Genomic DNA, 13,411 nt, shown 5'->3' on the forward strand with positions numbered 1-13,411 from the left:
TGTATCAGGTGCTTTTTACTTTCAGCTTATCCAAATAATCAAGTGCGTCCTGCATGGTGTCGACCGGAACGATCTTCATATCGGACTTGATAGCTTTTGCCGTTTTTACCGCATTTTTATAATCAGAGTTTTCAGCACCGTTTTGGTTCGGCGCAAAGAAAATATCTTTCCCCGCTTTGTCTGCGGCGACGACTTTCTGATCGATTCCGCCAATCGGCCCGACTTTGCCGTCAACGTCGATTGTTCCCGTTCCAGCTATATTATAGCCTTTTGTTTCGTCAGGTTTTGTCAGCTGGTTGTAAATTTCTAAAGACATCATGAGACCCGCAGAAGGCCCGCCGATGTTTTCAATGCTGAAATGAAGATCGGGCTTCACTTTCACGTTCCGGTCCGTATATAACGCGACACCGATTCCCGCTCTTTTCGGGTCGTCCGGGAATGATTTCAGTCCAATGTCAACGGTCTTTTCTTTCGTGTCCCGTTCAATGTGAAATGTGACTTTTTCCCCCGCTTTTTTGCTGCTGATATAATCAATCAGCTTTTCAGCGGATTCGTATTTTTTCCCGTCCGCGCTGATGATTTTATCACCGACTTCTATTTTTCCTTTTGCCGGCATGCCGGAGACGACTGAGTTGGCGTAAATGCCGTTAAATGAGTATTTTACCTGTTTTCCGGCTTTTTGATAAGCGGCAATGACCGCGTTTTCTTGAGAGCTTTTCATCATCTGCAGCTGGCGCTTCATATAGTCTGAATCTGTTTCGCCCTCTTCTTTTATGCTTTCATCCGGGACGATTTCATCGTAAGGATGCACTTTCGCCCAAAGATATGTATACGGATTGGCTGGGCCTACTTTGACAGTCATCAAGGAAAGGCTTCCTTTTTCAGGATAGCCTCCGTCCACCTTAATCAGCGGTCTCAGCTCTGATGCTTCTCCCGGCTGTGTGATGTAATACGGAAGCTTAATAAATGTAACAGCGATTAATAAGATCAGGATGATAAACACCCAGCGAAAATGTTTTGCTTTCATATGAGTTAGCCCTCCCAGTTCTCTATTTCTTGTTTAATCCGGCCGATCATTCGGTCTGCGGCTTCTTCGCCTGCTGTGATCATATGATCAATGTTGGCAAAAGAGCTTGAACTGAATGATTCAAGAGAAGGGCGGATCATGACGTCTGCGGCAATGGTCTGGTGACGGACCAATTCATTTTGCAGTATATCCATACTTTGCATGATTACATCAAAAATATGTGCCGCTTTTTCCGTTTTTTTCACCCGCGATACGTCGGAGGCGATGACGATATCAGCGCCCATATCCTTTACCGCAGAAACCGGGATTCTGTCGACTACCGCGCCGTCCACCAACATGCGCCCGTTCATTTTTTGCGGAACGAAAACGCCCGGTATGCTGATGCTCGCGCGGACGGCTTCGGATACAGAGCCTTTTGTAAAAACGAGTTTTTCTCCGGTCTGGAGGTCGCATGCCACAATGCCGAGCGGGATCCGCAGTTCTTCTATCGGCTTGCCGTACGTATACGCATGTACGAGCTGCCTGATGCGGTCCCCTTTTAAAAATCCGAGACGCGGCATCGTATAATCTGCATACAGCCGCCGCTTAAATGCTTTGGCAACTTTTTTCATCGTGGCCACGTCATGCCCGGCCGCATAAAAGCTTCCGACTAACGCTCCCATGCTGCTGCCGGCAATCATATCAATTGGAATCTGATGCTTATGTAAACTGGATAACACTCCGAGGTGGGCAATGCCTCTTGCCCCTCCCGAACCTAACGCTAACCCGATTGTAGGTTTGGCCAACGCGACGAACCCCCTATAGACATCCTATACATGAATTCTATGGTCTAAATTGAACCCCTATGCTCGTATATTAGTACAGGATGACAAATAGGTACTTGCCCGGCCGTCCTTAAGGTCTGTTCTATATTTTATCATGATATAAATGTCAGTGTGCAATTTTAGCATTGGGGAGGTAAGAATGAACTTGTCTAAGTTTCATACATTTTTGATTTCATTGTTTTTTATTTTTTTGACGGCGACGGTTATTTCACACCCGCAGGCCTCATTCGAAGCCTCCAAAACCGGACTTTCCATGTGGTGGGAGGTAGTTTTTCCTTCGCTGCTTCCGTTTTTTATTTTATCTGAGCTTTTAATCGGATTCGGTATTGTCAGGTTTGTCGGCCTTTTACTCGAACCCTTTATGCGCCCCATTTTCAGAGTGCCGGGGGTCGGCGGATTTGTACTGGCTATGGGCATGGCTTCAGGAAATCCGGCCGGCGCGAAACTGACTGCACGGCTGCGCCAGGAGAAACAGATCTCCAGAGTGGAGGCTGAACGCCTCGTCTCTTTTACCAATTCATCCAATCCGTTATTTATATTCGCGGCTGTGGCGGTCGGCTTTTTTCATAACGCCTCTCTCGGCATTCTTTTAGCATCGGCTCACTATCTCGGAAACATCGCCGTCGGCCTGACGATGCGTTCATACGGACGGAAAGAAGAAGCGTCGTATACCGGGAAAAAGACGCTCGCTCTTCCTTCACTGAAAGAAGCATTTCTGGCGCTGCACAAAGCGCGGCTTTCGGAAAAGCGGCCGCTCGGAAAAATTTTAAGCGACGCCGTCACGTCTTCTGTACAAACCTTGCTGATGGTGGGCGGTTTTATTATATTGTTTTCGGTTTTCAGCCGGTTATTATCAATCGTACAAGTCATGGATGTGCTTTCTGTATTTACAAACGCGCTTCTTTCGCTCTTCCATCTTCCCGTAAGTCTGGACATTCCTCTTATCAGCGGAATGTTTGAGATTACGCTTGGGAGCAAGCTGGTCAGTGAAGCGGATGCCGCCTTGCTGCCGAAAGCGATGATTGTGAGTTTTATTCTCGGTTTCAGCGGCCTTTCCGTACAGGCCCAAGTGGCCGGCATTTTATCGGAAACAGACATCCGCTTTAAACCGTTTTTCGCAGCGCGTATCCTTCAAGGCATTTATGCCGCCCTTTTTATTCTTTTACTGTGGAAGCCGCTTTATCTTGCATTGGACGAACCTTACCAGTCCGTATTCCTTCCGCTCCGCGATCAGGGCGCGGCCTCGGCTGCCGTCAGCGGATGGAACACACTTGTTGAAGCCGGCCCCGCCGTAACCCTGGCTGCCCTCGCCGTATACGCACTGATTTATTGTTACAGGCTGTCAGCACGGATAAAAAAAGGATGAGACGCCATACGCGCTTCTCATCCTTTAAATTTCTGCTGCAGCGCCTGTTCGACTTCCGGAGGAACAAACTCTGAAACAGGCCCGTTATATTTTGCGACCTCTTTTACAATGCTTGAACTTAAAAAAGAGTACTGATTGTTCGTCATCATAAAAAAGGTTTCTATTGACTCGTCAAGCACGCGGTTGACAGAGGTTCCCTGCATCTCATATTCGAAGTCAGAAACAGCTCTGAGTCCCCTGATAATCGCATTCGCCTGCTTTTTTTTGGCGTAGTCGATCAACAGTCCCCCTGACGTCTCGACCGTAATATTCGGTATGTCTTTTGTCACTTCCCGCAATAGCTCACAGCGTTCTTCGACTGTAAACAGCGGCTGCTTGGAAGAATTATTAAGCACGCATACGTACACATGCTCAAACACGTTTGCTCCCCGCCTGATAATGTCCATGTGTCCGTAGGTGACGGGATCAAAACTTCCGGGACATACAGCTATACTTGCCACATCATTACCCCCTATTTCGGTATATCGTCACTCCTGTAAGCCCGTAAATTTCCCTTCTTGTTACAGTAAGCGCGCCGACGGCTTCAGGAAGCGCAACCGCTTTATCATGCTCGGCTACGACAAAACCGCCTTCATTCAGCATGTTCTCTTCATCAATCATTTCGATAAGCGCTTTCAGCTTTTGTTCCTTATACGGGGGATCTAAAAAAATTCCGTCAAAACCTTTTTCCCGTTTCGCCGCAGCATAGAGGGCCCGCTCTGCATCATTGCGGTATACTTCCGCTGAAGACAGCAGATCCAACGCTTTTATATTCGCTTTTACCGTTTGGATGGCTTTGAAATCCCGATCCACAAAGATACAGCGGTCAAATCCGCGCGACAGCGCTTCAATTCCGAGACCGCCGCTCCCCGCAAACAAATCCAGCCCCGTTCCTCCGTCAAAATACGGGCCGATCATATTAAAAATAGACTCTTTTACTTTATCCGTCGTCGGCCTTGTTGATGTGCCCGGCACAGCCTTTAAGGCTCGTCCTTTTCTTGAACCGGAAATTACTCTCATTTTTCACACCACTTTTTCTGAAAACTTTGATGTTTCGCATCGGCTGAGCCGTTATGTACAAAAACAATCCCTATCTTATCATAAAGCATTCTTTCAAACAATGAGCGTGAAATCATGTATACATGCTCACATTCTTGTCAAAACTACGTGTAACAGCATCAATAAATGATGTTGTTGCCAACCGCGGAGAAGACTTACGTTTCCCCATAAGTTCTTCCTCCGGTTTCTCCTCTCCCTTTGCCTTCTCCTTAACTTGTTAAGGAATAGAAGGACCCCGCAGGTTTCTGCGGGGATTTTTTTATATGCCGATCTTATAATCGTACTCTTTCGCTTTATCAAGCTTTGATTCAAATTCCAGCTTTAAAAAGGGCTTATATGAAGGCTCTACTTTCTTCACATATGAATAAGAAGAAATCTTTTCCATCGTTTTTTCGATTTGGCCCATATCGCAATACAGCACTGCGTATTTCAGCCGCTTGGAAACATAATGAACGTTGCCGAATTTTCTCAGCATTTTACTGTGTTTTAAAGAATGCAGATATACGATTATGCCTTGGCGCTTGCTTTCCATCATGATCACCCGCCTGACTCTCTGTTCATTTTATGTAAAAGACGAGACGGCCGTCTCGTCAGGAAACTTTGCATCCGCAGCCGCCGCCGGAACCGCAGCCGCCGCCGCAGGATGACAGGCCGTCAAAATAAGGATTCCCCGTCGGAACTTTTACATGCTCCGAAACGGCCGTGCCGAGTTCGATGCTGATCTCGTCAAGCAGCGACTGAAGCTCAGTCTCCGCTTTTTTAAATTCGGCCACCTTATCATTTAAATCCAGCTCCCGCTTCAACTCTCTCATTTTGCGGGAAATTTCTCTATAATCAGGATGGTATTTGCCAAAGCGCTGCACATCCTCATACTGCTCTTTAATGCTCAAAAAAGAACGAATAATCCGCCCTGCCTCTTCATCTTCATGGAGACGCTTGTAACAATCGCGGTAATTTTCAGCCGTCTCAGACTGCAGAATCATGCCGGCAAGCTGCTCCGCTTCACTTTGAAGCCGGACGGACTCAATTGTTGCATACATTAATACGCACCTCCAGTTGTTAGTTTACCACGAAACCTGCCAATTGGAAAATGCGGCGTTTAAATGCTTTTTAATCCTGCGAACGCATGGCGTGAACCATCTGCATCATCATCTGCGCCATCTGAATCCCGTTTGAAAATTGGCTTACCCGGTGCGGTATCGTTTTTTCATAAAAATTCATCATGTCCAGCTGAAATGAATTGAGATCGTCCGGCTTTCTCGCGAGTCTTCGGTACCAGACGGGGCGCTGCCGTATAAACCGTTTCCGTTCCTCATCTGCAGATATGAATTCCTGAACCTCTTTTCGCATACACGATCCCCTTCTTTAATCCTTCCTGAACGAAAAAGGATGTTGTCCGGAGCCTTGCCGGGGCTGCTTTGTATCGCTGCTCGAAAATTGGCTTAAAAGGCTTTGCAATGATGAAATAGACTGGCTCATTTTATTGATCTGCTCATTCATTTGGTTGATATCCATCTTTTTGACGGCAGTGACCATTTTTGAAACGAAATCGTTCTTTTCAGCTGGTTCCTGTTTGGTTTCCGCTTCAGAAGCAGACTGAACGGCCTCGTCTTTAAAAGGGTCCCACATCGAATCGTCCTCGCCGAGGAGAACCCAATTTTCATAGACTTCCTGCCAGCTTCTTTGTTCCTTGCGAACATTTTGGATCAGTTTGGGATGCTTTTTTACGAATTGTTTAAAATCATCGATTGATTGCCGTGATTGCTGATTCGCCACAATTCTCACCCCCTCCGAAAAGTTTTGCCTGCTATAATGTATCGGTTCAGGCGCCTTAATGTTCGCCTAAATTGCGAAAAAAAGCAGGTATATGCAAAAATTATTTTTCCCGGCAGGAGCCCGCTCGCGAAAAAACATAAAAAAACCGCGGGGGCTGCGCCCCTCTGCGGTTTTTACTGCCAAGGCTTAATGAAGTTTTGCGTATAATATTTCCGGTCCACGCCGACCCCGAGGTGGGTGTAATCAGGACTTAACAGCGCTTTTCTGTGTCCTTCACTGTTCAGCCAGCCCTCCACTGCCGCCGGACCGTCCACATAGTTGTAGGCAATATTTTCACCGGCCTCCCGGTATTTCACATCACCTTTTTCCAAGCGGTCCTTCAAAGTCCCGTATTTCTTTGAGACATGGGAGAAATACTTGTTGTCCTTCATGTCCCGGCTGTGGCCGAATGCCACTTTTGCAGCGCCTTCGTCCCATTTCAGCCTTGTAAGTCCGTGTTTCACGCGGATGACATTTGTAATATCGAGAATCTGCTGTTCGCTCGCCCGTTCAATGCTGTCCCATTTTTTATCGGAAACAGGCTCGGGTTCTGTGAGTCTTCCTCTGTACATGACCTCGTACGGCCTTTGTTTTACTAACGTCTCCGCATCAAATGCCCTGATGCTTGACAGATTCCCGTCAAATTTGTCCATGTACAGCTGAACATACATACCGCCGATCTTGACAGTTGGACGGGTATTGATATCTTCTTCAGAAAACTCAAACCGGTACGTGTTACCCTTATCCGTCACATTGACAAACGGAGCAACCTGCGTCGTTTTAAAGACTTCGCCCGTCGATTCGCCGATCTTAAACGGTTTTGCGTTGATGCCGCTTCCTGAAGCGTATAAAGTCACGGCTTTATCATTCAGAATCCCGACTTGTACATATTGGTCTTTCCCCTGGTTGTACACCCACCATTCATAATCATAGGCAGAAGGATCTTTCCGGGACGGTTCCCCGAGTTTCTTTTTCACATCGGCAGCAGATTTCCCCATAAGAGAAAGCAGTCCGGATGACGGTATTTTCAGTCGTTTTCCGCTCGCCTCCTCATTGGAAACCTGAGGCTCCTCCTGATTCGTTTTTTTCTGAGGAGCCGATCCATATTGTATAAACAGAACATACGCTCCGTAAATAAGCAAAAGGATAACGAGAGCCCTGGCGATATTTTTCAACCTCTCACCCCCATGAAATCAAACCGTTCTATTATTGTTTTTCTTATACAGTACAGCCTATTTGCAGCGTCCGTCATTTATGTTTAATGGATAAACCCTTCCGGACCTTCGTCTTCAGAAATGTCAGACAGCGCCCGGCCTGCTTGCTCATTTGATTGCTCAGCCAAGGAAAGGTCGCCGAGCGTGACAATGCCGACGAGTTTTTTATCCCGTGTGACGGGGATTCTTCTGAGCTGATGTTCAGCCATCATATGAAGCACTTCTTCCACAGAAGCGTCTTCTTCTGCACTGATAACCCGCTCTGTCATTGCATCGGTTATTTTTTGAGAGTTCGGCTTTTTAGAAGCAATTCCCCGTAATACGAGATCTCTGTCTGTCACGATCCCGACAAGGGTCGCTCCGTCTTCATCCACTATCGGAATAGCGCCGACATCCGCGTCTTTCATCTTCACCGCAGCTTCATATACATTATCTAATACTGTACAATATTGCAAGTCTGACGTCATGAGCTTATTGATCTTTGTCATTGCGGAATTCCTCCTTTTTTCTGCTACTATTGTCGTCAAATTTTTCTTTTTGCATACTTTCACCGTATGAATCATTGAATGTGCAACGCTTTCATACTATGATTATCAGGAAAGGTAAATTTTAAAAGGAGGGGGAAGGTTTGAAGTTTGAAAACAGCGGTCTTGAAGGGGTAACTGCGGAGCTCAGCCGCTTGAATGATCTGATGGAAAGCAAAGGGCTCATTCTGGCCGGACAATGGGATTATGAAAGAGTGACTTACGACAAAAAGTTTTCAGTTGCTGAGGGGACATTTTATCTGCGGATTCAAGGAACGGCAAAAGAGGGCGATGTAGGCGGCAGCCGTGCCGTGATTCAGCTGAAGGCCCCTCTTTTAGGAAAGCATTATTATCCGCACGGCGTAGAATACGGCAGCGATGAAGAATTTCCGGAACATGTCGTCGCAAAAAGCAAGGCATTACTGCTTGAATTGGCAGAGTCTTTAAAAACAGTGCAAATGTAATAAAAAAGTACAGCAGAATAGGGACTGACCCCATAATATGAGACAAACAAAAAACACCTTCAAGTTTGAAAACGGATCGTTGTTATCCGAAATTAGACTTGGAGGTGTTTTTCTATGAGGACAAGAGTGAGTTATCCGGTTGAAGTCAAACAGAAAGCTGTAGAAATGAGATTGGCGGGCGTGCCTGTGAAGGAGATCATGCAGGAATTGAATATAAAGAATAAGACGCAGGTGCAGACATGGGTCAGGTGGTATAAAGCTGGGGATACACATCGATTCGAACAACCTGTCGGAAAGCAATATTCTTATGGGAAAGGTCCAGAGTATTCTTCCGAATTAGAGAAACTGCAGGCAGAAAATTGTTATCTGAGACAACAGAATGAAGTGTTAAAAAAGTACAACGAATTGGAAAGGAAGCTGATAGCGAAACGCCAGTCGAGCTTGTAGAAGCATTGCGCGGCACAATGACCATAAAGGATATCTGTATTCATTTAGGTATCTCACGAGCATCTTATTATCGTTGGAAGAAGAATCTGATGAAAGATAACCCTAAATACCATTTAGAAAAACAAATCGGCACGTTGTGCCGAGAACACAAGTATCGATATGGCTATCGGAAAATCACAGCCATATTAAAAAAGGAAATGCGTATGAATCATAAAACAGTTCAGCGCATTATGCAGAAGAATCAGTGGCAATGCCGGGTTAAGGTGAAAAAGCGCAAGAAGAATGGGCAGCCATATGCCGTGGCCGAGAATATATTGGATCGAAACTTTCAGTCTGATCGCCCTCTGGAAAAGCTAGTAACGGATATCACATATTTGCCTTATGGGCAGAAACAATTGTATCTTTCCAGTATATTGGATTTATACAATGGAGAAGTGATTGCTTTTACGATTGGCGATAGACAGGACACAGACTTTGTCTTACACACACTTGATCAGCTGCCCGCACTGCCAGAGAACTGCGTGTTACATAGTGACCAAGGTTCTGTTTATACATCTTATGAGTATCAGAAAGCTGTTAAAACAAAAGGCATTACCATGAGCATGTCCCGCAAAGGGACGCCCGCTGATAATGCCTCCATCGAATCGTTTCATTCCTCACTAAAGTCTGAAACGTTCTACCTCGACAGGTTGGAAAGCACTACGACGACCATCGTAGAACAAACTGTCGAAACCTATATACACTATTATAACAACATTCGTATTCAAACGAAACTAAACAACCAGCCGCCGGTCACATACCGACAGCTGGCTGCTTAAAGGTGTTTTGATCCCTGTCTCAAAAACGGGGGTCAGTCCCCATATGCTGTACTTTTTTTATGAGACGGTATGCTCAATATACGGCGGCTCTGAGAGCGTATCTTTTTCCCGTTCCGTTCTGACCCACTGAAAAAAGACGACAGCCAAATATGTTCCGTAGACAATCTCTTGTATGATTTTCATCAGCACTGCCCCGAGCTGCTGATCTTCCAGAGGAGGAAGCGTGTTAAATATCTCCGGACCGGATAAAGGGATCTTTTCCACCAAGTCTAAAGGGACACAAAGCTTCATAGCTTCGGCCCAAGCCGCCGGATCTGTGTACGTGGCATACATGGGCGCCCCGCTGAACATAATGAGTGCACAAGCCGGCGTTAACAGAATCCCGTCCGCCATAATGTACCCAAGCTTCATTAAACCGCTGAGCCGGGGCAGACCGTCCACCTGATGGACAAGCGGCCACCACATAAAAAACGCCGTTACAAAGATGAGTCCGTTCATCAGCGCATGATACAGCGAATCCGTTTTGACGAAATCAAATATAAACGGAATGTGATACAGTGAAAAAATGCCGTTAAACAGCAGCAAAGCGATAAGCGGCTGTGAAAAAAATGAAAACAGCGGCTTTACTCCGGGACGGAAAATCAGTTTTTTCCATGCCCAGCCGGGAATTCCAGAAATCAAGAGCGGCGGCACGACTAAAAACAGAACCGCCATCTGCACCATATGAGCGCTGAACATCACGTGGCCCAATAAGTCAACCGGACTTCCCGCAGCCGCGTAAAAAAACAGCGCGGAAAGCACAAACAGCACCTTCTCTTTAGCCGACACACGTCCTTTATGCCGGTTGCACCAGTAAAAGTAAACACCTGTTATCACGGCAGTTATACAAAACAGATACGGGCTCCACATGGCGCGAAACCCGAACATTTCCAAATTAATCAAATCTCTCACTCCCCGCCGCCCCGATTACCACCAAATAATCGTGACAAATGCAAGCACGGTGATAAACGCGACAAATATTCCCGAATACAGAAATAGTGACGGCGCTTCATGCCCCTTCTGGCTCATATGCATAAAGTAAAACAGCTGAAAGATGACCTGGATGACCGCAAGCAGGATAAGAAACGGCATCGTAAACCATCCGGCAATGCCGTCAGCAGCCACCGTCAAAAACGCGACAAGCGTAAGTCCGATCATCAAACCGAAGGATATGACCTGATATTTCATCTCCTCGGCATTTTTCTTTTTCCGATATTCGAGATCCGTACTGACAGTCCCTCTGTTTTTGTTATCGTCCATCGTTATCCCACCATCCCCATCAAATATACAACGGTAAAGATAAAGACCCACACGACATCAATGAAATGCCAATATAGACTGGCCACATAATATTTCGGCGCATTATAAAGGCTGAGCCCTCTTTTAGCATTCCGGATCATCAGTGCGCTGATCCATAATAACCCGAATGCCACGTGTGCTCCGTGTGTGCCGACCAGCGTGTAAAACGCCGAGCCGAGCGCAGAGCTAGTAATGGTGAAACCGAACTCGTGAGTGTAATGCTTAAATTCATAAATTTCCACCCCTAAAAATCCCGCTCCCAATAAAACGGTAATCAAAAGCCACACCTGCATTTTTTTAAAGGAGAAATTTTTCATATGATACATTGCATACACACTCGTTAAGCTGCTCGTTAACAGAAGCATCGTGGCGATAAACACGATCGGCAGCTCGAACATGTCAGCCGTTGACGGCCCGCCCGCTTTAGATTCCCGCAACGCGAGGAATGTCGCAAAAAGCGAGGCGAACAGAACCGTTTCCCCGCCGAGAAACAGCCAAAATCCTAAAAACTTATTTTTCCCTTCAAGCGTTGCTTTTTCAGGAGAAGCTGGAAAGGTTTCAGCCGTCATTTTTTCCTGTAGCTGCATTACGCCTTCACCCCTTTATCATCATTCGGCAGATCTTCTTTGTGAATATGATAGCCGTAATCATCGACCAAGGACCGAAGCAGCATGGTAAAGAATGTGATGCCGAGGCCTATAAAGATAACCGGAAGCCCCCATGAATAATCGGAGTGGTATAAAAATCCGAACGCTGCGACAAACAGCCCGAAGGACATGATAAACGGCATGATGGAGCCGTTCGGCATATGAATGTCCTCTACAGGCTCTGCAGGCGGCATCCCTTCATTTCCGGCCTGCTTTTCAATCCACAGCGGGTCAAGTCCCCGCACAAACGGAAGCTGTTTAAAATTATATTCAGGCGGCGGCGAAGAAACCGCCCATTCGAGCGTACGTCCGTCCAGCCACGGGTCATTCCCGACGTATTTCCCTTTTACAGAAGTATAAATAATATTGACGACGAGCAATACAGCCGCGCCCGCCATGAAAAACGCGCCGATTGAACTGATCAGGTTGCCGGTATCAAGCCCCTGGCCGGGCAGATATGTGTAAACACGCCGCGGCATTCCCATTAAGCCGAGGAAATGCTGAATGAAGAAGGTAAGATGAAACCCGATAAAAAACAAGACAAAGGAAATTTTCCCCATCGTTTCATGAAGCACCTTCCCGAACATTTTCGGCCACCAGAAATGCACGCCCGCCAGAATGCCGAACACCACGCCGCCGATGATGACGTAGTGGAAATGCGCTACGACAAAATACGTATCATGGAACTGATAATCTGCCGCTGCGGCCGCCAGCATGACACCCGTCACACCTCCGAGCACGAAAGACGGAATAAAAGCGACGGCATACAGCATAGGCGTCGTGAATTTGACGTTTCCTCCCCAAATCGTCAAAAGCCAGTTGAAAATCTTAATGCCCGTAGGCACCGCGATCGCCATCGTCGCAACCGCAAATATCGCATTGGCAATCGGTCCGAGTCCGGTCGTAAACATGTGGTGAACCCATACCATGAATCCGAGAAAGCCGATCAGCACGATCGCAAAAACCATAGAGGAATAACCAAACAGACGCTTTCTCGCAAACACAGGAATGATTTCTGAAAAAATCCCGAAAGCAGGAAGAATTAAAATGTATACTTCCGGATGCCCGAAAATCCAAAACAAGTGCTCCCAGATAATCGTATTTCCGCCCAATTCAGGATTAAAGAAATTCGTCCCGAACAGACGATCCAGCATCATCAGCGCTAAACCGGCGGTGAGCGGAGGAAATGCGAATAAAATGAGTGCCGACGCCACAAATGTCGTCCATGTAAACAGCGGCAGTCTCATATACGTCAAACCTGGCGCCCTCATATTAATAATGGTTGCCAGAAAGTTAATCCCCGCGATCAGCGTCCCTAAGCCTGATATCTGCAGGCCGAGCACGAAAAAGTCAATGCCGTGTCCTTTCGAATTCAGCGCAAGCGACGCATACGACGTCCAGCCTGCATCTGGGGCGCCTCCTAAAAACCAGCTCAGATTCAAGAAGATTCCCCCGAAGAAAAACAGCCAGAACCCAAGCGCATTCAGAAATGGAAATGATACGTCACGCGCCCCGATCTGAAGCGGCACAACCGCGTTCATCAGCCCGAATAACAGCGGCATTGCGGCCAGGAAGATCATTGTCGTGCCGTGCATCGTCATAATTTCATTAAACTGCTGCGCATTCACAAAATCGTTTCCCGGTCTCAAGAGCTGAATCCTGATAAGCATGGCCTCAAGTCCGCCGACGACGAAGAAAAATCCCCCGGCGATCATATATAAAATCGCGATTTTCTTATGGTCAACCGTCGTCAAATAGTCCCAAAGCAAAGAGCCTTTTCTTTGCTGCCCTGTAAGCGTATTCATCATTTGCGACCTCCCCCCTGATAT

The 13,411-nt window shown here is 46.7% G+C and carries 17 protein-coding genes; 3 read left to right on the forward strand and 14 right to left on the reverse strand.

The window, feature by feature from the left end; genetic code table 11:
* Positions 1-4 precede the first annotated feature (4 nt).
* Both ACQE26_RS16230 and ACQE26_RS16235 read right to left on the reverse strand, forming a co-directional pair.
* Entirely contained in the window at positions 5-1,027 is a 1,023-nt protein-coding gene (locus ACQE26_RS16230) for a SepM family pheromone-processing serine protease (RefSeq protein ID WP_500470064.1), read from the reverse strand.
* A 5-nt stretch (positions 1,028-1,032) separates the two neighbouring features.
* A complete protein-coding gene (locus ACQE26_RS16235; RefSeq protein ID WP_014304961.1) occupies positions 1,033-1,812 on the reverse strand; it encodes a patatin family protein in 780 nt (259 codons plus the stop codon).
* A 178-nt stretch (positions 1,813-1,990) separates the two neighbouring features.
* On the opposite strand from ACQE26_RS16235, the gene spoVV reads away from it, so the two are divergent.
* Positions 1,991-3,217: a dipicolinic acid transporter SpoVV gene (gene spoVV, locus ACQE26_RS16240; RefSeq protein ID WP_500470065.1), complete on the forward strand. Its 1,227-nt coding sequence runs from the start codon at positions 1,991-1,993 to the stop codon at positions 3,215-3,217.
* A 17-nt stretch (positions 3,218-3,234) separates the two neighbouring features.
* Here spoVV and coaD read toward each other — a convergent pair whose 3' ends face one another.
* The 8 genes from coaD to ACQE26_RS16280 all read right to left on the reverse strand — a co-directional run bounded on the left by coaD (position 3,235) and on the right by ACQE26_RS16280 (position 7,832).
* Positions 3,235-3,717, reverse strand: coding sequence for a pantetheine-phosphate adenylyltransferase (gene coaD, locus ACQE26_RS16245; RefSeq protein ID WP_016936222.1), 483 nt, complete (start codon positions 3,715-3,717; stop codon positions 3,235-3,237).
* Positions 3,718-3,721: 4 nt separating this feature from the next.
* Entirely contained in the window at positions 3,722-4,276 is a 555-nt protein-coding gene (rsmD, locus tag ACQE26_RS16250; RefSeq protein ID WP_045927180.1) for a 16S rRNA (guanine(966)-N(2))-methyltransferase RsmD, read from the reverse strand.
* Positions 4,277-4,574: 298 nt separating this feature from the next.
* The gene (locus ACQE26_RS16255) at positions 4,575-4,847 is read right to left on the reverse strand and encodes a YlbG family protein (RefSeq protein ID WP_016936225.1); all 273 of its coding nucleotides are present in this window, start codon (positions 4,845-4,847) and stop codon (positions 4,575-4,577) included.
* Between the two features lie 58 nt (positions 4,848-4,905).
* Positions 4,906-5,355, reverse strand: a complete 450-nt coding sequence (gene ricF, locus ACQE26_RS16260) for a regulatory iron-sulfur-containing complex subunit RicF (RefSeq protein ID WP_016936226.1) — start codon at positions 5,353-5,355, stop codon at positions 4,906-4,908.
* Positions 5,356-5,425: 70 nt separating this feature from the next.
* Complete coding sequence (locus ACQE26_RS16265; protein WP_003154475.1) at positions 5,426-5,665, reverse strand: YlbE-like family protein; 240 nt, start codon at positions 5,663-5,665, stop codon at positions 5,426-5,428.
* Between the two features lie 15 nt (positions 5,666-5,680).
* Positions 5,681-6,091 carry a YlbD family protein gene (locus ACQE26_RS16270; protein WP_047475165.1) on the reverse strand — a complete coding sequence of 137 codons (411 nt, stop codon included), beginning with the start codon at positions 6,089-6,091 and terminating at the stop codon, positions 5,681-5,683.
* Positions 6,092-6,264: 173 nt separating this feature from the next.
* On the reverse strand, positions 6,265-7,305 hold the full coding sequence (locus ACQE26_RS16275; RefSeq protein ID WP_060962857.1) for a CAP domain-containing protein: 1,041 nt from the start codon (positions 7,303-7,305) through the stop codon (positions 6,265-6,267).
* Between the two features lie 83 nt (positions 7,306-7,388).
* Positions 7,389-7,832 (reverse strand): CBS domain-containing protein, encoded by a 444-nt coding sequence (locus ACQE26_RS16280; RefSeq protein ID WP_016936229.1) that lies wholly within the window; start codon positions 7,830-7,832, stop codon positions 7,389-7,391.
* Positions 7,833-7,972: 140 nt separating this feature from the next.
* On the opposite strand from ACQE26_RS16280, the gene ACQE26_RS16285 reads away from it, so the two are divergent.
* Both ACQE26_RS16285 and ACQE26_RS16290 read left to right on the forward strand, forming a co-directional pair.
* The gene (locus ACQE26_RS16285; RefSeq protein ID WP_016936230.1) at positions 7,973-8,332 is read left to right on the forward strand and encodes a YugN family protein; all 360 of its coding nucleotides are present in this window, start codon (positions 7,973-7,975) and stop codon (positions 8,330-8,332) included.
* Between the two features lie 114 nt (positions 8,333-8,446).
* Positions 8,447-9,597, forward strand: a protein-coding gene (locus ACQE26_RS16290; protein ID WP_438420396.1) for an IS3 family transposase whose coding sequence is annotated in 2 segments (ribosomal slippage) — positions 8,447-8,720 and positions 8,720-9,597 — 1,152 coding nt in all. Because the reading frame shifts where the segments join, the coding sequence is not laid out codon by codon here.
* A gap of 57 nt (positions 9,598-9,654) precedes the next feature.
* Here ACQE26_RS16290 and ctaG read toward each other — a convergent pair.
* The 4 genes from ctaG to ctaD are packed head-to-tail and all read right to left on the reverse strand — an operon-like array spanning position 9,655 to position 13,390.
* On the reverse strand, positions 9,655-10,539 hold the full coding sequence (gene ctaG / locus ACQE26_RS16295) for a cytochrome c oxidase assembly factor CtaG (protein ID WP_500470066.1): 885 nt from the start codon (positions 10,537-10,539) through the stop codon (positions 9,655-9,657).
* A 24-nt stretch (positions 10,540-10,563) separates the two neighbouring features.
* Positions 10,564-10,896 carry a cytochrome c oxidase subunit IVB gene (gene ctaF, locus ACQE26_RS16300; RefSeq protein ID WP_007409686.1) on the reverse strand — a complete coding sequence of 111 codons (333 nt, stop codon included), beginning with the start codon at positions 10,894-10,896 and terminating at the stop codon, positions 10,564-10,566.
* A gap of 2 nt (positions 10,897-10,898) precedes the next feature.
* Positions 10,899-11,522, reverse strand: coding sequence for a cytochrome c oxidase subunit III (gene ctaE, locus ACQE26_RS16305; RefSeq protein ID WP_013352146.1), 624 nt, complete (start codon positions 11,520-11,522; stop codon positions 10,899-10,901).
* Positions 11,522-13,390 (reverse strand): cytochrome c oxidase subunit I, encoded by a 1,869-nt coding sequence (ctaD, locus tag ACQE26_RS16310; RefSeq protein ID WP_500470067.1) that lies wholly within the window; start codon positions 13,388-13,390, stop codon positions 11,522-11,524. Before ctaD ends, ctaE begins: the two co-directional genes overlap by 1 nt.
* Positions 13,391-13,411: the final 21 nt, after the last annotated feature.

The sequence above is a fragment of the Bacillus sp. 5RYD7K genome, from assembly GCF_059831465.1.

Bases quoted from the DNA above. Each gene is read 5' to 3' on its own strand.
- ctaD (WP_500470067.1), bottom strand. From the start codon at position 13,390: ATGATGAATACGCTTACAGGGCAGCAAAGAAAAGGCTCTTTGCTTTGG.
- ACQE26_RS16265 (WP_003154475.1), bottom strand. From the start codon at position 5,665: ATGCGAAAAGAGGTTCAGGAATTCATATCTGCAGATGAGGAACGGAAA.
- ctaF (WP_007409686.1), bottom strand. From the start codon at position 10,896: ATGGACGATAACAAAAACAGAGGGACTGTCAGTACGGATCTCGAATAT.
- ACQE26_RS16230 (WP_500470064.1), bottom strand. From the start codon at position 1,027: ATGAAAGCAAAACATTTTCGCTGGGTGTTTATCATCCTGATCTTATTA.
- ricF (WP_016936226.1), bottom strand. From the start codon at position 5,355: ATGTATGCAACAATTGAGTCCGTCCGGCTTCAAAGTGAAGCGGAGCAG.
- ctaE (WP_013352146.1), bottom strand. From the start codon at position 11,522: ATGCAGCTACAGGAAAAAATGACGGCTGAAACCTTTCCAGCTTCTCCT.
- ACQE26_RS16280 (WP_016936229.1), bottom strand. From the start codon at position 7,832: ATGACAAAGATCAATAAGCTCATGACGTCAGACTTGCAATATTGTACA.
- spoVV (WP_500470065.1), top strand. From the start codon at position 1,991: ATGAACTTGTCTAAGTTTCATACATTTTTGATTTCATTGTTTTTTATT.
- ACQE26_RS16255 (WP_016936225.1), bottom strand. From the start codon at position 4,847: ATGGAAAGCAAGCGCCAAGGCATAATCGTATATCTGCATTCTTTAAAA.
- rsmD (WP_045927180.1), bottom strand. From the start codon at position 4,276: ATGAGAGTAATTTCCGGTTCAAGAAAAGGACGAGCCTTAAAGGCTGTG.